We start from the raw sequence: 19,453 nt of genomic DNA on the forward strand, positions 1-19,453 counted from the left end.
TCAAAATTCCAATCGAACGGTAAAGATTATTGCTTTTAGAATATCACATCTTTGTCCGACAAAGATGTATCGCGTTTACCTTATTCTATCAAGGTATTGCTTGAAAATTTTTTCGCAACGAAGATGGACGTCTTTCCCCACGTTCAGAATTCAAGCTCACTGCTGTAGCTTCTGATAATTCTGTTAAAGAATTCACTACAGTGAGCCGTTTAGATACAGCTAAATCTTAATTTGTAATAACTATTCTTGAAATAAAGCATGCCATTTTTGACATGCCTTATTTTATAAGTGACCTGATAAAAGATTATCATCTGCAAAGGATCTTACTATGAGAACGAATTTTTTAGTTTTACTACTAATTTTTTTAAGCAGTCATTGCTATAGTGAAGCACGTTATATTTTTATCACTAAAGTCAAAGTATCGGATAAAAATGGTGCAAAATATTGGGATTCTTTTAAAGGAGCTCCAGACGTTATTGTGTCAATTTCAAAAGATGGTAGCAAGGTTTTCACTAGTAAAACGCATCAAAATCACCTTGTGTTAGAAGATACGCTTGCTGTTGATTATGAATTTATGGTGGGAGACGAAATTACTATCAACGTCGTTGATAAAGACCTAACGAATAACGATAAGATTGGTAGTTATACTTTTAAAGTAAATTCTGAAGACAAAGAGTACACCACAAATTTTTCGAATGTTATTCAGTTCTCTTATATTTCTACTGCGTATTCTTCTTTAGACGCCAGAAATAGTTTTGCAGCAAAACAGAAAAATCAACAAGAATTAGAAGAGAAGCAAAAACGGCTAAAAAAACAGCAACAAAATAAAGAGAAAATGGCCCAAGAGTTAGAAAAAATAAAAACTAAAATGTTACAAGATCTAATGACTGAACTAGAACAATTGAAGTCTAGTGCAAGTGATGAGATTTTACAACAGCAAATTGCAGCAGATAAAAAGTTAGAATTGGAAAAAGCACAAGCTGAGCAACAAATTGCAACTCAAAAAGCACAAGTAGAACAGAAGCTTGCGGCGAAAAGAGCACAGACAGCAAAAGATATTGCGGAGCAAAAAGCGCAAGCCGACGAAGAGATAGCAGCGAAGAAAGCACAGGTAGCAAAAGATATTGCAGAACAACAAATGAAATCAAAAGAAGAAATTACTACTTTAAAAATGCAATATGAAAAAGAAATTAATGCAAAAATTGCTGCACAAAAAAAAGATTTGGATAGCTATAAAAGTAAAATAAATTCAAGCTCTGAAGCATTAAAGCAGTATCAAAAATTACAAAAAAATATTACAACCGATATTGCCGCTCTAAAATCAGCGAAGCTTTTACTAGAGAATGATATTACAAGCCTAGAATCGAAAAATGCGCAAGAAAAAACATATTCTGAGAAAGCTATAAAATCTCATGAAGAAAAGATGTCTACCCTGAAACTTCAGGAGAAAATGTTAAAAGCAGATATAGAAAATCTTACATCGCAAAAGAAATCATATACTAATAAATTGCATGAACAAATGACATCGCAGAAAACAGAGATGAATTCTAAATTAACGAAACAAGAAGAAATGTTGAAAGCTTATAAGGAAAAAATAGCAAAAAGTTCTAGTGATATGCAAAAATACAAAAATTCTCTACAGAAGCTAGCTAAAGAAGTGGAGAGTTTAGAGTTAAAAAAATCAAATTTAAAAAAGAGCGTTGTTACCTTGAAACAAAAAAGAGACACAGCGAAAAAATTAGCGAAGCAACACCAAGATAGATCTCTTGTTCTTCAAGTACAGAAAAAAAATCTCAAAGAAAAAATCAAGGCACTTAGAACGCAAAAAAATACATATGAACAAGGCAATCAATTATTGAAATTGCAAATGGCACAATTGAAAAGTAGTATTAGTGAATTACAAACGAAAAAAGAAAACAATTCTAAAACGCCAGAAGTAAAAAATGACTACGTTGTTGTTGAGAAGCCGAAAGAAAAACCAGAAGTAAAAAATGACTACGTTGTTGTTGAGAAGCCGAAAGAAAAACCAGAAGTAAAAAATGACTATGTTGTTGTTGATAAACCACAAGAAAAGCGAGTATTATTTCGCGGAGAAACACCACCAAAAATGACTCCGCAAAAGATGAATAGAGCAATGAAGGCTATCGGTTCTGTTTTTCAGTCTGTGGAAAGAGGTATTGACAAAGGTGCTGATGATTCAGCAGAAGATTTTTTCGAAGTGATTAGTGAAGGTGTAAAAGTTTTTACACAAGAATACAAACAACTAGAGAAAATAGCGCAACAGTATTCTAATAAGTAAACTCTGTTGTTGAATTAAGAAGCAAGCATTCTTTTCTGTTATCTCTGCGAAAGATGACTGCTGTCAAACTAAGAAAGTATAATTTTCTGCGATGCCTCACCTCGCTTACTACGCGTGAATCCCCTCCTGCAAGGAGAGGGTTCACGCGTTTATTTTGTAAAAAACAAAATGGTTGTGAGTTGCCAATCTAAGTAGAGTTGATTTTCTTTATTTTTGCGCCTACTGCGTGATAGTCTTGTTCACAAATGCCAGGCAAAACAGATCAAATTTGATACGCAACTCAGTACATTTTGTTTTTACTCAGTATGGCAGAAAATTATGCTCTTAACTTTAAAACTATTGATCTAAGAATATTTTAATCTGAGATACCTATTTTATAAATAATGAAGCTAAATTCGAAATAGAGAATTTTTGTCCTTCGCGATAAATAGGAAGTAAGGTATCATATCGCTAGAAACAAAGACTATATTTGCAGCATTGTTTAAAATAAGTTTTTACGGTAGTTTAAAGATACTATATTTCCACTGATTTCCTTTGATAATCAAATCCATTTTATAGAGAAGACAATGAACGAAAAAGTTTTACTAGAAAGTCAAAGTTTGCGCGAAGAGCTTTGCCAAGATGAAAACACCAATGTTTTAGAACGCGTAGGAGAATTGATTACTCTAAATGAAAATGGATATGCCACGACTTTACAAGTAGCAAGTTTTTATCAGATCCCAGTAAAAACACTGCAAACAAATGTAATAAGACATCGCGAAGAATTTGATCAAGATGGTTATCACATTATTGACGCTAAAACTTTTAAAGAACTCTACGATAAAAAAATCAATACCCGTATGCGCAAAATTGGCATTTTTCCGCGAAGAGCTATTCTAAGAGCAGGAATGATACTAGCAAAATCAGACATTGCTTGCCAGATAAGAGAGTACCTACTAACAACAGAAAAAAGCTCAAGCCCTGTTTTGTTTTCAGTCGCTGGACAGCTTTCCGACCAAGCGCATGTAGTTGCAAATAATGCTTTACAATTAAGTAGGCAATCGAAAATGATTGAACAACATTCCACAGACTTAGCACGGAGCGCACAGCTTTCAAATGAAAACGCCCAGCAACTCATTCTCCAAGCAAATCTTTTAAAAGCAGTTGTCAAAGAAGTCTACGATAACAAGGACCGCATTGTTAAAAATAGCGAACGCATTTCATTTTTAGAACAACAATATTTTAAATTTCAAACCGATTCGATAGCAGAAGAAACAATTGACGCACAGCAAATTCAAATTTTACGCGACAAAGTAAAACGCCAAAAGCAAAAGTCCAATGCTGTGTGGCGAAAATTTAATCGTCATTTTTCAATAACAAGCTATAAATTGCTGCCAAGGTCTCAGTTTTCAAATGCATTATTATGGTTTGAGCAGCTTGGCTAAACTAATAAAGACATTTCAAGTTATTGTTCTGAGGAATGAAGTGGATCTTGCTTGATTTAGAGAAAGGAAAGATATGGGGCTTTTAGTTGAAGGAACTTGGCACGACAAGTGGTATGATACCGAAAAAAGTAAAGGACGCTTTATACGCGAACAAAGTTCTTTTCGCAACCAAATTACTCGAGATGGATCATCAGGATTTAGTGCTGAGCCTGGTCGCTACCATCTTTATGTGTCTTATGCTTGTCCTTGGGCACATAGAACATTAATTTTCCGCGTTTTAAAAAATCTAGAGGAGGCTATTTCTGTATCGGTAGTTGATATATATATGGGAAGTGACGGATGGTCTTTTAGTGAAGAAGATGGAGCTATTCCAGACTTTGTCAATAATAAGAAATTTCTTCATGAAATATATACGAAAGAAAAATCAGATTACACAGGTAGAGTCACGGTTCCTGTCTTATGGGATAAGCAAAAACAAACGATCGTGAACAACGAATCAAGTGAAATCATTCTCATGTTTAATAGTGAATTTTCTTGCACTGATGATAGCATCGACTATTATCCACAAGAACAACGAGAAGAAATAGATGAAGTAAACGACTTTGTATATAAAAATATTAACAACGGTGTATACAAAGCAGGATTCTCTACTTCTCAAGAAGCATACGAAGAAGCATTCACTAATCTATTTAACGCGCTCGACAAAATAGAAAATACTTTAAAACAGCAACGTTATTTAATCGGAGACCAAATCACTATTGCAGACTGGCGATTATTTGTAACTTTGATTCGCTTTGATGTTGTTTATGTAGGACATTTTAAGTGTAACTTACGGCGTCTTGAAGATTACCCAAATATCTCCAATTATGTTCGCGAGCTGTATCAAATCCCTGGAATTGCAGAAACAGTAAATTTTACTCACATTAAACGCCATTACTACGAAAGCCACAAAGCAATAAATCCAACAGGAGTTGTACCTAAAGGACCCGAAGTGGATTTTACTACACCACACAATCGTAGTTAAGGGGTTTTTTTGTATAGAAACCACACTTATAGAGATGCTTGTCGTACTCACAAGGCTGTTTAATATTAGATCTAACAGGAATAACAGGAGTAATTTTTCTCCCATCTAATTTTTGCAGCACATGTTGTTCAGCATAATATGCCTTGTCTGCAAGCAAAGCATCGGTCTGAATACACGGCAACAACTCATCAGCTCCATCTAAATCATGCATTTCACCAGCTGTCAGATGAAAACCTGTTGGGTTGTAAGGAGCATCACATGTTGCATGGATTTTTGTGCTTAACTCTCCAGCACTTTTCCAATTGCCTGGGATTCTCTATTTTTTTTCGTGTCTTGCACTGTGTTGGTGTGCTCTAACTATTGTTGCATCGATTATTGCATACTCATTATCGCTATCTTGCGATAGAATCTCGAATATTTTTCCCCATATCCCTCTTTTATTCCAACGACTAAATCGTGTATAGTAAAGCATGGGTTGATTTAAATCTACCAAATCTAGATGGAAGATCTCTCCATGGAATTCCTGCTCTGTATCTATAGTTCACGAAAACATTATCAAATATTACATTTAATGAATTTTCATTTAAAAAGGAGTGATCCTTTTAGGGAATACTACTATGCCCTCTATCCCGTTAGCAAAAGCATTCGGGATTGCTTTTCGAATAATGTTTGCTGCCCCGTTGATATCAGCATTAAGCAAAATATTTTGTTTAGACCTAAATAGACCTCGTTTAACACGGCGTCCCAAATAATTTTGATGTTTCTTGATCGGTTCACTGTCTAAGAAAGAACATTTAGAAGTGTAACTTTCTTCTTGAATAAGAACTTCAATACCAGCAAGTTGGGCTTTGTAGGTAAGTTGGTTAACAAACTGAGAATGGGAAATAGAAACAAAATTTTGATTATTCCTTTTGCCAATGTTAATCTGTTGCTTCCAATCATCGTTTTTGCCAATAACTAATGTTCCAATACTTTTCTCAACTAGCAATTTAATGATATAGCGACTAGATTGATGAAGGTAGTTGCTAACAACGCAATTTCTTTTGTATGTAAGTTTTTCAATTCTTCTACTAGTTCCTTTGTTACCGATATAAGACATTAAACAAGAACGCTTTTTGTTAAAAAATTGGTTAATCGATTTTAGAGGTCTACCGTTAATCAAGACAGGAGTGAAGTCTTTTTGATTTGAAGTTATAGCCGCTAAGTTGTTTAACCCAATGTCTATTCCAGCGATTTTGTTTTTATCAAGGTTAGGATTAAGAACTTTATGTTTTCCTAATTGTTTGTAACAATCTTCTAATAATAATCTATTGAACTCAAGTAACTTTTCTTCTTTTGGCTTTTGACTTAATATTTGTTTTGTTACTTTTGATAGTGTTACAGAATCAAAAATATCTTTGTTATAAATTTTTGTTTTGATCAAAGAATTCAATTTATCTGCTATTGCTTTTTTTAAAAACTTTGCTGGTTTATCGCATTTGTAGTTTTCTATTTTTTCTTGCAATATTTTTGAACACTTTTTTCTCAAATACAATGATATTGGTGTATCTTTTTGTAGTTCTAAGAGAAATTCCGACGTGATATCTTTTTCTTTGAGTAGATACACTGATTTCTCATAAACAATCTCTATTTTGTACATTCCATATCGAGGAACTATTCTTACCTGTTTGATGTGTTTTTGTTGACATGACAATGTTATGTTACACATTGATAGCTTGATTTTGTTCTTTGTTAATTCTTTTTTGTTTATTGCATCTATTGGGTATAAAACTATATTCCGTCCGTTACTCTTATGTTTATACTTTGGCAATTTTGGTTTTGCCTTGAATTTATTTGGATTGATCTTGTATCCTTCTAACCCTCTAAAAAATGATTCGAAGTTTTTGCACAATACTCTTAATATCTGCTGACTTACTTTTGTTGGTAGTGCGTAATAGTCTGGCTGCTTACTTTGTTGTAGCTCTTTTTGAAGATTTTCGTAACCTATAAAACCTTTTCCTGCGAAAAAATTTTGACGCACTACATACAATCCAGCATTATATAGATTTTTTGAACGGAAACTTAAGTCGTCCAGTTCAAAGTATTTTTTATTATTTTTTGTTATATTATGTTTTTCTACGAGCTTCATAATTTTGCTTAAACTCACTTATTTTTCAGTTTTACTCATTTCTTCTTCTAACTCTTTTATAATTTTCTCTGTTCGCCTCTTGTTTCTTCTCAACCCATATAATCTGGCACAAAAAGAAGTAATTATACTTACGAAATCTGGCATCAAGTCCTCTTTATCACCACTTGTTTTGTTTATTACTTCTATTTTTTTATTTTCTTTTGCTAATAATATTTCAATGTAATTTAATCCAAATCTTGCCAAACGATCTTTGTGCTCTACTATTAAAATTTTCCAATCATCTGATTCTAAAATTTTCTTTAATTTTGCTCTCTTATCATTTAATCCAGATCCTATTTCTTTGACTTCTTTTGCTATTTGATAGCCTCTAGCACTTGCATAATCTCTTAGGCGGTTGCACTGAGACTCTAGATTTTTTTTATTTTCTGATGATGATACTCGTGCATAAATGATCGCGCTTGGCTTTTCTTCCTTAGCTTTTTTTTCCTTTTCGTCGAAAACAACTATTGTTCCTGACGGGAGTTGTTTTCCTTTTATATAGCCTTTTTGCCAATGACGATAAGCTGTTAAATAAGTTATTGAATTCTTTTTTGCATATTCTGATAGTTTCATTACTTTATTATACTTTAGTTTTTCTTTTCGACAAGAACAATTTGATATTTTTTGATAATATTTGATATTGATTTATGTTAAACTTTACTATACTTATTATTTTGGTAGTCCATATCATGTAGTGATGTTTTCTAAAAACTTCTTTTTTGATACAATTTAAAATAAAAAAGTAGTTATCAGAAAAGGAGATATGAATGAGATGTCCGAAATGTGGCTCTAAGAAGTCTATAAAAAATGGAAGCGTGTACGGAAAAACAAAGCAGAAATATAAAGAGTATGGAAAAAAAGTAGTCCTGTACAAGTAAGGTTATCGACTTAAATTTGAAAGAAATATGTCAGTTCAGGGCAACGTCTGATTAAGGATTAAAAGAAAGAGAACTAGTTGTTCTATTTGATTTGTGGTTTCTGTCGTTACAGCTCGTTATATTCTAATATTCCATCAGGAGCGAATTTATTTAATAATACTCTCTGTCACTAAAACTATCTAAGCGTTCAATTGAATTAGACGGTTCGTTAAGGATTGCACCCATTTATTTGTGGAAACGCTAATATATAACAAAACCTTTGACTGTAGATGTAAAAACTTACCAGTGTTGATGTTAACGGCAAAAAAAATAGTAATTGCGAGGATTTCACTATAGTTTTTTAATGTACCTTATGGTAATATTTTACAGTAGAATATTATTGACTATTTTTTGAAAAATTCATATGTTAAAAAATGTGGAACATAGATATTACAAAGCATATCTATATGCGTAACTTTTGGTAAAGTTATACGATACTCTCCCATAAATATATTTTGGAGTTTGTTTATGAAGTTCATTTTATACATATTAGTGTTATCTATTTGTACTTCTCTTACTTTTGCTGATGTTCAAGTTAAGCTAGAAAAAAATACCTTTAAAAATTTTGAAAGTATTGAAGTCAGCTACTCTAACATGCCAGGCGAATCAGGTGAATGGGCTAATGTGATAATCGAAGATGCTGAACTATCTTCTTATGGTCACTGGAAATATACTAGTGGCAAAAAAGGGACACTCACTTTTGATGGACAAAAGGCCGGTAAATATCAAATTCGATTTTTTGATAAAGACAGTAACCTTTTGGTGAAAAAATCAATTGAAATTGTTGTTGCTGAAAATTCGATTTTTGAACTACATAGTGGTATTGAAGTTGCTTCTTTTGCTCAAGTTTTCAAAGGTGGATGGGAAAAATCAGTTTTAGAAGTAACAATTGTAAGAGTAGGTAAAAAAGAAGACCACAAATATCTAGTTCATTTTGGTGGAACAATTGATCACGATTGGAACGGTCAAGTTTTTCCTTATCGTCATAATGTACAATATGCTCGCGGCGAAATTAGCAGAGAGACATACTGGACGGTGATTAATGGAGAACGCCATAATTCAATACAAGGCCGTCGTCATGGATATAGCGGAATGGGATACACCATCTATATACCTGGAGTAGGTAAAGGTATAAAATTATATTTTTCAGAAGAACTTTCCAAAAAAGCAGACCCGAAAACAATCCTAAACAAACATCTTGTTGCTACTGGTCAAAACAGGGCTATTGCGGAAGGAAAAGTAACAGACCCAGCTATACTATATAAAAAAATAAAAAATCTGGAAAATACAATTACTGCCCTTAAAGAAAAAAATACGCGTATTAGCTATCTTGAAAATAAAGCTGATAAGCTAGAAAAAAAACTTGAAAAGCAAAAAAAAGAAAACGAAAAAAAAGCAGAAGAAACTCTTGCTTTACTTGCAAAAGTAAAAAAAGAAAACAGTGAGCTTTCAAAAGCTGTTGACACAGCTAGAAATCAAGCAAAAAAAACACAACAACCTAAACCAACTAATGATGTTAAAATCACCTTATCGCGATTAATCCGATCTAAATCAGATCATTTCCGCTCAAATGGAAATCGTCACGCTATTTATACAGTACAGATTTTAACCAGCAACTATGAAAAAGAAAAAAATGCTGTTGTTGACGCGAGCGTTAAATTTTGGTTAGGCAACAAGTGGGTAGATGGTACATTAGATGATGAAACCCCTATTCCACAGTTTTTACCAGAAAATTCCCCATCTGTTGTTGTTGTTCGTGGTTATGTAAAAACGGAAGATAAAGCATCAAATATAAAAGTTTCTTTAACTTTATTTTCTGGACACACTATCGAGCAAGAATTTGAATTGAAATAGTATTTTATTGTTATAAAGCCTCTACATTATCGTAGAGGCTTTAATATTAATACCTGCAAGACTCGTTGTAAAAAAACACAAGTTTAAAATTTTTATTAGGGCGTGTAATCATTCAAAATATTGTGTGTTTTTTCGAGCCCGAGCCCGTTTGCGAGCCCGTTTCCGAAACTTTCACTAACAATTTATCAAAGAAGCAAAGTTTCTTTTTCCATCGCAAAAAACTAGTATTGAACCAATAAATCACTTTCAGTCGCTCTCAAAAAGTTTTCGGGCGCGGGCTCGCAAACGGGCTCGGGCTCAATACTACTGGCGTATCATTAAATGAATCCGTTATATTTTTATCTGTATTGAATGATGACACGCCCTACTTTGTCAAAAATTATTTGATTTTTTTAACTATTGATTCTGAATACTAAATACACTTGGTAAAAGTACAGGACCATTTTGTACAGAAGCACTCCACCGCTCTTTATCATTTCCTCTAAACATCTCAAATTTTTCTGATATCGTACTTCGAATTTCGTGAGAAGTTACTTTTCCATTTATTCGAAGTAATATAACACTCGCAGGATGGATTTGAAAATCAACAATGGGTGGACTAACATTGTCAACACTTGATATTTTCTTTTCACCGACACGATCTTTGTAAAAAATATCCAGACGGATTCTTTCTCGCGGCCCGCCTTTTATTTGCGATGAGGTATGAGGTTGATGGAAGTTTGTGTATGTGGTGATTCCAGTTACGCGGACAACTTTTACTTCTCGATGCGATGACCAACTGTCTCCATAGTTTAAAATTTCCACTGTGTAATCGCGACTGGGATAGGCATCTAAACTTAGGCCGTTTCGTTTGAATAATTTTAGTTTTATTTCTTTACCAGGCGATCCATCCGCTTGTAGGCTATGAGTTTTTATGTATACCCATTTATTGCCAAAAGGGCATTTGTCGAGAGTTGACCTATCTATGGCAAGGTCAAAACTTGAGTACCAATTTTTTTGGGAAGTGGATTGTGATATTGTTGAACGCTCAACAAATTTTAATAAACCTTGTTGTTGTTCTATTCCTAAAGAATCTTGTTTATTTAATTCATTCCAACGTACCCGTTTTACAGTTACATTATCAAGATTGTTTTTGATATTTTCCTTTAGCTTATTGGCAATAATGTTTACATAATTAGCGTCTATTTTACCACTTTCGTTTGCCAGCTCCTTTGCTTTGCACTGAACTGCAATCCAGTATTCAGATTCGACGACTCTTGATTTTCTAAGTTGTTGTTTATATTTTTTTAATAACTCGTTGAGGTTTTGTTTTTCATATTTGACTTTTTGTAAGTGCTTTTTTAAGACGAGAATTTGATCTTGCAAGTTTTCATTGGTTTTTTGTAAAGTCTTGTAATTTTCATATTTCTCGTCTAGAAAATCTTGTAGGATTTTCTTTATTTTTTGGTCTACATCGTTTGCTATGTGAATGTCTTGAGCAAAAATAACACTTAGCAATAATAGACATGAGTAAATAGTAAAATTTTTCATAAATAGCTCCTTATGTTATCAATAGAAAATGTCTTTGTTTTATATAAGGATCTAGTTTTTTTCACATTTATTCATATTTTCAAAAAATTATCAGTCCTAATTGCTAATCATTGTACTTTTCTGTTTTAACACTAAATGACATTTTCATATTGCCAAGACATTCGTGAAACATTCGTGTCAGGCTCGAATGCCATTCAGTTCTAATTCTAGTTTTTTATATTTATTCATATTTTCAAAAAATTATAAGTAATGTTTATTACTTTTCTTGAAGATCAATCAAAAGGAGTTATAGAAAATACCGAGTAAAACAAGTCGACATTTTCTTGTAAATTATTCTGTGGGCGGCGAGCAATACAAACGCATGCCGTATTGTTGCGGATGGCGCAAAAAACTTGCAGATAAAAATTTGTAGTATTTTCTTCTAGAAAATAGGTTGTCAGTTTACCGTGTAGATCATAAATACGAACGTTTATTTGCCGTTTTCTTATTAATATTCCTTGGTTTAATCTACGAAGAGCAACTTCCGTTGTTTTTAGCAGTTTTTCTAAGTTGTTGCTCTTAGTATACGAAAAGTAGAAAATAGCTTTTCCGTAGCTAGAGCTACTGTGAATTACTCTTGAAAACTCTGAGCTGTTTGTTGTTTTTTGTTGCCAAGAACGCTTTACATGGTAGCGCATCTTAAAGCGTTTATTTTCCCATAGTTCCCATTCTTTTGGATCATACTTGAAGTATCGTAACTGTTGTTGTGAAGGCTGAAGATAAGGGATTTGCCTCTGTGGTATTTGCTTTTTAACTATTTGGGCTTCTTTTTTTGTTTTGTTGGTCATTTGGGGTCTTTTGTCCAATACTTCTTTACTATTTCGACCAACAGCAATTCCTATTGTGAGAAATAATAGAGTAAAAACAGTAGCGCTTACTGTGTGTATGTATTTTCTTTTGTGGCGTTTAATGTGTTGAGAAAATGCATTTGAGCGAATTGAAATGGCTTTTCCTTCTAGAAAAAGACGAATGTCTTTTCTCATATCTTCTGCGTTTTGATAGCGCTCTTCGATACTTTTTGCCATTGCTTTACAACATATTGCCTCTAGTTCGTTGGGAATATTTTTATTGTAAAAATTCATCGGTTTGATTTGTCCATACAAGATATTGTGGATGACTTTAGATTGAGATGTACCTTGAATGGGGCAAACTCCTGTGAGCATTTCATAAAAAATAACTCCAGTAGCATAAATATCTGTGCGTCGATCTATTTTCTTTGTTTTACCTTCGGCTTGTTCAGGGGACATATATTTAAGTGTTCCGAGTAGTTGACCACTGTTTGTTAGATTTTGATCTTCTTTTATGTCTTTTGCTAAACCAAAATCCATAAGAAATAATTTATCTTGTTTTAAAAGTAAATTACTTGGTTTTAAGTCGCGATGAATAATGCCTTGGTTATGTGCATAGTATACTGCTTGGAGAATTTGTGATATCAAATTACAAGATTTGCGAATAGTAACCTTATTGTTTGTTGTGAGTTCTCTTAGCGAAATCCCTGCGATATAGTCCATGACAATATAGGAAATTCCGTTGTCTGTTCCTGTGTCATGAATCTGTACAATATGTGGATGTTCTAATTGTGCCATAGCACATGCTTCATTATGAAAGCGCTGCTTTATTTTAGGAGAAGCATTTTGTAAGTTGATTAGCACTTTAATAGCGACTTCTTTTCTCAGAATAGGATGCTGCGCTTTGTATACTCTTCCCATTCCACCGCTACCGATTAGTTCTAGTATTTGATAGTTGCCTATTTTGGGAAAAGCTTTGGCTTCCTTGGACTCGTCTAAACTATTTAGCCAGCTTTGAATCAATTGATATTCTTTATCAACTAATATCTGGTTTTTGTATAAGTTTTTAGAAACTTTCTGAGCTATACCACGATGAATAAACTGTTTATCAGCATAACTAAGAGAAATATTTTCTGATTCTGATGAATTTAGTTTACTTTGCATTAGGTTCTTAACTTGTATTTCGTTTAAATGTCCATATTGATTTGAACCTTGCAGTAATACATAATAAGCAATTAAAAAATGAATGTAGTTTTTTTGTTGGAGACTTATAACATTATTTTGGTGTAAGTTTTCGAGTAAATCGCTGTTGCTTTGCATAGCTAAGAGTTGTTGTTGCGGGATGATGTTTAGTGCTTGAACGCAATTTACAATCAACGAATTTCTTTTCCCCATATTTTACTCCGTGTTATTAAAAAGCGTTGAGTTAAGAGACTTGTTTTCAGATCACGTATTAAGTATTTTGCGCTAGAAAATTTGAATTTGGGTACAACTTTATGAATAAAGTTGAATGAATTGAAGTCAGTTTCTACAAAAAAAGAATTTACAAATAGAAAATATTTTCGTCGTTTTCTATTTGTAAATTCCCTTTGTTATTTTCCGCAACATTTTTTATATTTTTTGCCGCTTCCGCAAGAGCAAGGCTCGTTACGTCCTACTTTTTTTTCTATCTTTTCTCCCTGTACTGGATTTTGTAGTATTTCTAGTTCGCTTATATCTTCTGCTTTATCTGCATCTAAGTTGATTTTATATGTCCAATTGTTTTCTTCGAATATTTTAGCGACTTCTTCTTTTCTTTTTTCCGTTTGTACGCTAACAGTAGCAGGATTTTTCTTCGATCCTAGTTTGTATTCTTTTTTACCACTAAACATTTTGTCATTAAAATTTGCCATGCGATTATTAAGTCCATTCTACGATAAGAGATGTAAAAAGATTTTCTTTGAAATCTTGGTGTATAAGTATTATTTACTGCTTAAACAGGAACGGTATTATAGAGAGATATTTTCTTTTTTTCAAATGTTACTATTTTATTTTGCTTTAATAAAATTAAAGTATTCCTATTTTATTCGAATAACGATGATTTTTTAAACCGCCGATTAAAGTTTAAATACTTTGGAATGCACTATTACTTATATATTCAATAGAACTGCGATTAATACAAAATTTGGCTTAGTATTTTCATTTACTAAAGGTGGATATCATACAATTTCGTACATTTATTTTCTTATTTTAACTTAAGTTGCGACCTAAAAATAACAAGAAAAAGTGAAAGCGAGAACAAAAAGGACAACTTTTAACTCAAATCCATAAGAGGTAACAGCATGAATATTCTTTGGAAAAAAAGAAGTGATCTGACTAAAAGTAGTTTCAATCCTTTTACGGGTAACCTTTTGAATAAACTCAGTAGCTAAAAAGTTTCGTCCTTTTTCAAAGTTGCCAGAAAAGTAGAGCATAGAAACTAATGCTGTTGTCATAATTTCTGAATTAGTCATTTTAACTTGAGGATCTTCTACAATCTTGAGTGCTTGTGTTATCTCATCACATATACAGAAAACAATTATAATTTCTTTTTCCATGACTTTCTCCTTCTTGTTTTTCCTACTTTAAGAGAAGAGTCGTTATAACAGTATAAAAAAACGATGTGTGCAATTCGATTTTTGAGGTTCGTGGTCGTGGATCGATATTCCATGTGCGAAAATTAGACTATTAACTTTGAAAGCATACAAATTATTCTATAGAGTAGTTTTTTCTTTTGAGTCTATTATTTGGGCTATCTTAGCAACATCGAATACTGCACTACATTCATTTGCTGATGCTCTTGCTATAGAGAAAAACCTTACTTTCTCTTTTTTGCTAAATTTGGCATTGCCTTCTGCTATATTAAGAGGGACTCAAAGCGATGCTCTTTTTAGCTGATCCTTTAAATAGCTGTAACCTGATGGCATTTTCTCCATCACATTAAATGTTTCTTTTGTATATTCTAGTGATACTTGATATACATCTAATTTTTCATGACTAAAATTCATTGGATTACCCTTACTTCGTGCCATGTGCCACGACTGCGTCTCACGAGATTCGAACCGCGCACATCGAATTTGTAAGAGTAATTATACCAGACTGTACGATAACTTTTATAGGTCGCAACTTGGGTTATTTTTAGTAAAACAATGTATACATTCATAACTTTCCCTTTACTTCATGCGATGTGTCACGACCACGTTTCACGAGATTCGCACCGTACATCGAATTTGCAAGAGTTATGATACTAGATCATAGGATAATTTTGATAGACCGCAACTTGAGTTAATAATACTATTTTTTGTAAAAAGTGTTAGATTCAAGTATTATATAGAGAGAATATTTTTTTCAAATGCATTATCTATTTTATCAAAATACCCTATTCATAATGGAAATAAAAAATGGAAAACAAACCCGTATATGAAAAACATTGGTTGTTGTGGGATGGAGACTGAGGTTTCTGACGGCGAATTTCTGTCTGGTTCAGACAGTATGACAAGAAAGAACTATTTGAAGTAGTTGCCTACCAAGAAGCACCTTCGCCACCAATGACTCCAGAGATTTATAAGGCTTGTAGTTGGGCTGTTCATGTTATTAAGAGTGATGGCGAGGTACTTCGTGCGGGAAAGGCTTGTGTCTATTTGTTAGAAGCCTTAGGGTGGAAGTTTTCGGCTTTTTTATTGCGCTTACCACCGTTTATTTGGTTTGTGGAACTTGGGTATTGGATTGTTGCGCGTAATCGTGTTTTTTTTGCGCGATACTTTTTCCGATCTAAGAAAGGTAAATAGTATGAGCAAAGCAAGTAAATTTTTGGTCATCGCGTTTTTGGTTATTTTTGTTCCTGTGTCGTTAGTTGTAACTTTTTCCTTAGTACAAGCTGGATTTAAGCCCTATGTGCGTACAGGAAAATCTTTTTGCGGTGTTTGCCTAGCTTTGAAATATGAAAAAGAATATTCTTTACTAGGTTGTTCGTGGAGTGAAAATATTTATGAGCAAACAGTAGTCAGTGATTATCTTACTTCAGAATTTCCAAAAATATATGACCAGCATTTGCACCAGTGGTCGTATATTTCTAGAGTAGGATCAAGACAGTCACATATATTAGGGCAGGCATCAGAGATATGCGCAATCGGAACATATTACTATGTGTGGGGAAGAATTAACAGTGATCAAGACTGGATACTCCAAGCTTTTAAGCACATGGCGAAACAAGATCGAGCGATAATTCCTTATCTTGCGGTGCTTCTAGGTAAGGAAGATTTACTACAAAAAAATACGATTTCTTATTTACCAGTGGATAAAAAAATAGTTGCTCGAATTAATAAAGCGTTGCGTAGTCCTTATTGTTACGTTTTAAGCCTTAGACCTTTTAAAATAAAGAAGTAACGCTAATTAGTTTATTTTTTCACTTTACGCGTTTTTGCTCTTATAAAATCGCTGGTAAAGTGCTTGAACAAGCAAGGCAATATCGCGATATTCTCTTTGGCTTCTTGTCCTTTACTATGACGATATAATTGTTGAGTGTACCATGCTGCTTCTCCGAGACCACGTAATCCTTTTGATACTTTTATTTTTGGTGCTTTTAATTCTTGGAGCTCTCCATTTAAAAGTTTTTTGCTAACAAAGGGGTCGCAAGCTACTGGTCGTCCTAAACCTATAACGTCAATGTTGCCGCTTTCAAGAGTTTTTTCCATTTGCTCACGATGTCGAAAACCACCTGTTATCATCAGTGGAATTTTTGTTGCTTGCCGCGCTCGTTCTGCAAAACTAACGAAAAAAGCTTTTTCGCCAGCTTTGGGATTCCCTTCCAACATAGCGCTGCTTTCGTATGTTCCTCCTGAGATTTCGATTAGGTCTAGAGATTCTTTGTCTAATAGAATCATTGTTTCGAGGGAATGCTCTTCAGTAAAACCACCTCTTCTAAAATCGCTTGAATTGATTTTAATTCCTATGGAAAAAGTAGGGCCCACTTTTTCGCGTGTTGCGCGAATGATTTCTATCAATAGTCTTGCGCGATTTTCGATAGAGCCGCCCCACTCATCTGTACGTAAATTATTTGCGGGAGATAGGAATTGTCCTAATAGATAGCCATGGGCAGCGTGGAATTGCACTCCTTGAAATCCTGCATTCCTAGCTGTTAGTGCTGCTTCTATGAATTTATGTTTAATGTTTGCTATTTCTTCGGTTGTAAGAGCTCGTGCATTTGCAAAAGCCTTTAGTTTTTGTACAGCAGCGATATCAGATGGAGCAACAGGTTTATTGTTGATGTGTTTGGCTACTTGGCGACCAGGATGGCTTATTTGCACCCAAGTTTGTACACCATCTTGTTGCGAAGATTGTGCCCACTCTTTTAATTTTTCGTGGTTTGAGTACTCTCCAAATACTATGTTTCGTGCTCTTTCTAGAGACTTATAGTCTACCATTACATTTCCTGTTATGAGTAGCCCTGTTTGCCCTTGTGCAAATTTTTCATATAGATAAATTAATTCGCGAGTTGGATTGTGGTAGTGATCAGCTAGTGATTCGCTCATTGCTGATTTTCCTATGCGATTGATTAATGTTGAGCCATTTGGCAGTACAAGAGTATCGTTGAGTTTTGTTTTTTGGGTAGACATAATCATTGATTCCTTTAGCGGTGAATTATTTTGCTGGACAAACTAAAACCACTCCTGCGCTAGTATCTGTAAAGAGATCACTCATTTCTTGTGCAGTTTGTTGTAGGGTCACAGTCTTGCGAATCGAATTCTTTTCTCCTAGAGAACTAGCTATCTTACGTGCTTTTGATAGAGTTAGCATTTTTCTTGGAAAACTTTGCTTATCTAGCCATTCTGGTACTACGAAAGTTTGGTATTTTTGCATTTTTCTCATCATATCTTTTGTCGGGTCAATTTCGACATCGCGTCCAGAAAGATTTCCAATAGAAAAAATAGTAGAATGTTTTGGTAAAGTGCGCATAAGTTTACGAGGTAAGGAACCACCAACAGAATCAAATGCAACGGTTGATTTTAGTTCTGTCGTTAATTGCGAAAGTTTGTCTTCAAAATCTTCGTCTTTTTGATTTAGAATATATTTTGCGCCTATACTTTCTAAAATTTCTCGCTGTTTTTGCGAACGAATTATTGAGATAACATTCATGTTTTTTTGTGGAAAGTACATGTTGACAAAGCGACCAAGGCTACCAGCTGCAGCACTCATCACAATAGACTTAGCGCCTATTTTTTTGGAGACGTCAAGCATGCCCATTGCGGTAATGGTATTTCCGATACTTAACCCATCTTGAGGGACTATATCTCCAATCGGAAAACAAATATTTGCATCGGCAATTGCATATTCAGCCCACGCACCTCCTTTTTCTAGTTTAGCCTCAAAAAGCACTCGTTTTCCCTTGAGAAACTTTCCCATGATTCCACCACCAGATTCAACGATACTACCAATTCCGAATAGACCAGGAATGGCAGGTAGACTGAGTGACTTTATATAAGCATTGCGAATTAGTAAAGAATCTGCAGGACTTAAAGAACTCACTTCTATTCTGATAAGGACTTCACCATTCTCAGGTTTTGGAATGGGGCAATCTTGTACCTCAATGTATTTGAAATTATCGTCAAATTTAGTAATTACGAGAGCTTGCATATGTACTCCATTATTGTAATAGGAAACTATTGTTAAAGACTGGTTTAAAAATAAGAATTACAAATAAGGGAAATCGCTATGTGCATTTTTTCTTTATAATCATTTCTATTTTCACAATACAAACATATACCTTTTGCGGTGTAGAACAATGTTTCAGAAGTTTGTTTTGTGGTAATGCTTGTTTTTTTTGATTTACATTGATCTTTTAATACATCAGTAACAATAGATATAAATTGTTGTTGCTTGGCAAAAACTATATCTCCAATCAAAGAATGTGTTGCATCAATAACTTCTGAAGCGTGTGGATGAGATTTTACTATATTCACATATTGTCCACTCCAGATGTCAAACAAGTTAAGAAGCTTATCTTCTAAATTGATGCTGGCGTCTTCTGATATATTTTTTGATTGCACTAATGATTCTTCTAACATTGCTGCCACAGCTGATTTAAAAAGATCTGTTTTGTTTTTATAGTGTTTATAGAGAGCTTGACGAGATACGCCAATACTTTGCGCAATATCGTCTAAAGATGTTTTTTTGTATCCATAGCGAAAAAATATTTCCATTACTTTGTATAGTGTTTCGTATGTTATTTTTTTTTGTTGTGCCATAAACAGGACCTTTGTTAAAAAAACAACAAAGTTTACACTTTTGGTAATTATTGTAAACTTTGATTTGGCATTGTCAAGAAAATTTGTAATTTATATTCTATCTTTTCTGGCAGTGCTTTCTAAGTTTTTTTGTTTTTTATTTCTTAGAT

16 protein-coding genes and 2 pseudogenes are annotated in these 19,453 nt (G+C 33.6%); 6 read left to right on the forward strand and 12 right to left on the reverse strand.

Annotated features, from left to right (window positions below):
• The first annotated feature begins 328 nt into the window (after positions 1-328).
• From UABHE_RS06380 to UABHE_RS06390, 3 genes are all read left to right on the forward strand, one after another.
• Complete coding sequence (locus UABHE_RS06380; RefSeq protein WP_372369422.1) at positions 329-2,299, forward strand: hypothetical protein; 1,971 nt, start codon at positions 329-331, stop codon at positions 2,297-2,299.
• 566 nt (positions 2,300-2,865) lie between these two features.
• Positions 2,866-3,723, forward strand: a complete 858-nt coding sequence (locus UABHE_RS06385) for an ORF6C domain-containing protein (protein WP_372369423.1) — start codon at positions 2,866-2,868, stop codon at positions 3,721-3,723.
• A 73-nt stretch (positions 3,724-3,796) separates the two neighbouring features.
• The gene (locus tag UABHE_RS06390; protein ID WP_372369424.1) at positions 3,797-4,747 is read left to right on the forward strand and encodes a glutathione S-transferase family protein; all 951 of its coding nucleotides are present in this window, start codon (positions 3,797-3,799) and stop codon (positions 4,745-4,747) included.
• 25 nt (positions 4,748-4,772) lie between these two features.
• Here UABHE_RS06390 and UABHE_RS06395 read toward each other — a convergent pair.
• From UABHE_RS06395 to UABHE_RS06405, 3 genes and pseudogenes are all read right to left on the reverse strand, one after another.
• Positions 4,773-5,286: pseudogene (locus UABHE_RS06395) on the reverse strand (IS5 family transposase); the annotation flags it as partial.
• Between the two features lie 44 nt (positions 5,287-5,330).
• Positions 5,331-6,875 (reverse strand): RNA-guided endonuclease InsQ/TnpB family protein, encoded by a 1,545-nt coding sequence (locus tag UABHE_RS06400; RefSeq protein ID WP_372369425.1) that lies wholly within the window; start codon positions 6,873-6,875, stop codon positions 5,331-5,333.
• An 18-nt stretch (positions 6,876-6,893) separates the two neighbouring features.
• Positions 6,894-7,487: an IS607 family transposase gene (locus tag UABHE_RS06405; protein ID WP_372369426.1), complete on the reverse strand. Its 594-nt coding sequence runs from the start codon at positions 7,485-7,487 to the stop codon at positions 6,894-6,896.
• A gap of 812 nt (positions 7,488-8,299) precedes the next feature.
• Here UABHE_RS06405 and UABHE_RS06410 point away from each other — a divergent pair.
• Complete coding sequence (locus UABHE_RS06410; RefSeq protein ID WP_372369427.1) at positions 8,300-9,685, forward strand: hypothetical protein; 1,386 nt, start codon at positions 8,300-8,302, stop codon at positions 9,683-9,685.
• A 396-nt stretch (positions 9,686-10,081) separates the two neighbouring features.
• Here UABHE_RS06410 and UABHE_RS06415 read toward each other — a convergent pair whose 3' ends face one another.
• The 6 genes and pseudogenes from UABHE_RS06415 to UABHE_RS06440 form a co-directional block, all read right to left on the reverse strand.
• Complete coding sequence (locus UABHE_RS06415; RefSeq protein ID WP_372369428.1) at positions 10,082-11,215, reverse strand: hypothetical protein; 1,134 nt, start codon at positions 11,213-11,215, stop codon at positions 10,082-10,084.
• A 272-nt stretch (positions 11,216-11,487) separates the two neighbouring features.
• A complete protein-coding gene (locus UABHE_RS06420; RefSeq protein WP_372369429.1) occupies positions 11,488-13,437 on the reverse strand; it encodes a serine/threonine protein kinase in 1,950 nt (649 codons plus the stop codon).
• A gap of 197 nt (positions 13,438-13,634) precedes the next feature.
• Positions 13,635-13,937 (reverse strand): annotated as a pseudogene (locus tag UABHE_RS06425) (PBPRA1643 family SWIM/SEC-C metal-binding motif protein); the annotation flags it as partial.
• Between the two features lie 351 nt (positions 13,938-14,288).
• The gene (locus UABHE_RS06430; protein WP_372369430.1) at positions 14,289-14,618 is read right to left on the reverse strand and encodes a hypothetical protein; all 330 of its coding nucleotides are present in this window, start codon (positions 14,616-14,618) and stop codon (positions 14,289-14,291) included.
• Positions 14,619-14,774: 156 nt separating this feature from the next.
• A complete protein-coding gene (locus tag UABHE_RS06435; protein WP_372371576.1) occupies positions 14,775-14,921 on the reverse strand; it encodes a four helix bundle protein in 147 nt (48 codons plus the stop codon).
• A 12-nt stretch (positions 14,922-14,933) separates the two neighbouring features.
• A complete protein-coding gene (locus UABHE_RS06440; protein ID WP_372369431.1) occupies positions 14,934-15,068 on the reverse strand; it encodes a hypothetical protein in 135 nt (44 codons plus the stop codon).
• A gap of 462 nt (positions 15,069-15,530) precedes the next feature.
• Between UABHE_RS06440 and UABHE_RS06445 the strand changes: the two genes are divergently transcribed.
• Together UABHE_RS06445 and UABHE_RS06450 are read left to right on the forward strand one after the other, a co-directional pair.
• The gene (locus UABHE_RS06445) at positions 15,531-15,848 is read left to right on the forward strand and encodes a DCC1-like thiol-disulfide oxidoreductase family protein (RefSeq protein WP_372371577.1); all 318 of its coding nucleotides are present in this window, start codon (positions 15,531-15,533) and stop codon (positions 15,846-15,848) included.
• Position 15,849: 1 nt separating this feature from the next.
• Entirely contained in the window at positions 15,850-16,446 is a 597-nt protein-coding gene (locus tag UABHE_RS06450) for a hypothetical protein (protein WP_372369432.1), read from the forward strand.
• 11 nt (positions 16,447-16,457) lie between these two features.
• Here the strand turns inward: UABHE_RS06450 and UABHE_RS06455 are convergent, their stop codons facing one another.
• The 3 genes from UABHE_RS06455 to UABHE_RS06465 are packed head-to-tail and all read right to left on the reverse strand — an operon-like array spanning position 16,458 to position 19,304.
• Positions 16,458-17,675, reverse strand: a complete 1,218-nt coding sequence (locus UABHE_RS06455; protein ID WP_372369434.1) for an NADH:flavin oxidoreductase/NADH oxidase family protein — start codon at positions 17,673-17,675, stop codon at positions 16,458-16,460.
• 25 nt (positions 17,676-17,700) lie between these two features.
• Entirely contained in the window at positions 17,701-18,693 is a 993-nt protein-coding gene (locus tag UABHE_RS06460; protein WP_372369435.1) for an alcohol dehydrogenase catalytic domain-containing protein, read from the reverse strand.
• A 44-nt stretch (positions 18,694-18,737) separates the two neighbouring features.
• Entirely contained in the window at positions 18,738-19,304 is a 567-nt protein-coding gene (locus UABHE_RS06465; RefSeq protein WP_372369436.1) for a TetR/AcrR family transcriptional regulator, read from the reverse strand.
• Positions 19,305-19,453 lie beyond the last annotated feature (149 nt).

Origin of the sequence: Candidatus Uabimicrobium helgolandensis (genome assembly GCF_041508025.1) — a bacterium.
In the GTDB taxonomy this organism is placed as follows: Bacteria; Planctomycetota; Uabimicrobiia; order Uabimicrobiales; family Uabimicrobiaceae; genus Uabimicrobium; species Uabimicrobium helgolandensis.

Bases quoted from the DNA above. Each gene is read 5' to 3' on its own strand.
- UABHE_RS06380 (WP_372369422.1), top strand. From the start codon at position 329: ATGAGAACGAATTTTTTAGTTTTACTACTAATTTTTTTAAGCAGTCAT.
- UABHE_RS06385 (WP_372369423.1), top strand. From the start codon at position 2,866: ATGAACGAAAAAGTTTTACTAGAAAGTCAAAGTTTGCGCGAAGAGCTT.
- UABHE_RS06390 (WP_372369424.1), top strand. From the start codon at position 3,797: ATGGGGCTTTTAGTTGAAGGAACTTGGCACGACAAGTGGTATGATACC.
- UABHE_RS06400 (WP_372369425.1), bottom strand. From the start codon at position 6,875: ATGAAGCTCGTAGAAAAACATAATATAACAAAAAATAATAAAAAATAC.
- UABHE_RS06405 (WP_372369426.1), bottom strand. From the start codon at position 7,487: ATGAAACTATCAGAATATGCAAAAAAGAATTCAATAACTTATTTAACA.
- UABHE_RS06410 (WP_372369427.1), top strand. From the start codon at position 8,300: ATGAAGTTCATTTTATACATATTAGTGTTATCTATTTGTACTTCTCTT.
- UABHE_RS06415 (WP_372369428.1), bottom strand. From the start codon at position 11,215: ATGAAAAATTTTACTATTTACTCATGTCTATTATTGCTAAGTGTTATT.
- UABHE_RS06420 (WP_372369429.1), bottom strand. From the start codon at position 13,437: ATGGGGAAAAGAAATTCGTTGATTGTAAATTGCGTTCAAGCACTAAAC.
- UABHE_RS06430 (WP_372369430.1), bottom strand. From the start codon at position 14,618: ATGGAAAAAGAAATTATAATTGTTTTCTGTATATGTGATGAGATAACA.
- UABHE_RS06440 (WP_372369431.1), bottom strand. From the start codon at position 15,068: ATGAATTTTAGTCATGAAAAATTAGATGTATATCAAGTATCACTAGAA.
- UABHE_RS06450 (WP_372369432.1), top strand. From the start codon at position 15,850: ATGAGCAAAGCAAGTAAATTTTTGGTCATCGCGTTTTTGGTTATTTTT.
- UABHE_RS06455 (WP_372369434.1), bottom strand. From the start codon at position 17,675: ATGTCTACCCAAAAAACAAAACTCAACGATACTCTTGTACTGCCAAAT.
- UABHE_RS06460 (WP_372369435.1), bottom strand. From the start codon at position 18,693: ATGCAAGCTCTCGTAATTACTAAATTTGACGATAATTTCAAATACATT.
- UABHE_RS06465 (WP_372369436.1), bottom strand. From the start codon at position 19,304: ATGGCACAACAAAAAAAAATAACATACGAAACACTATACAAAGTAATG.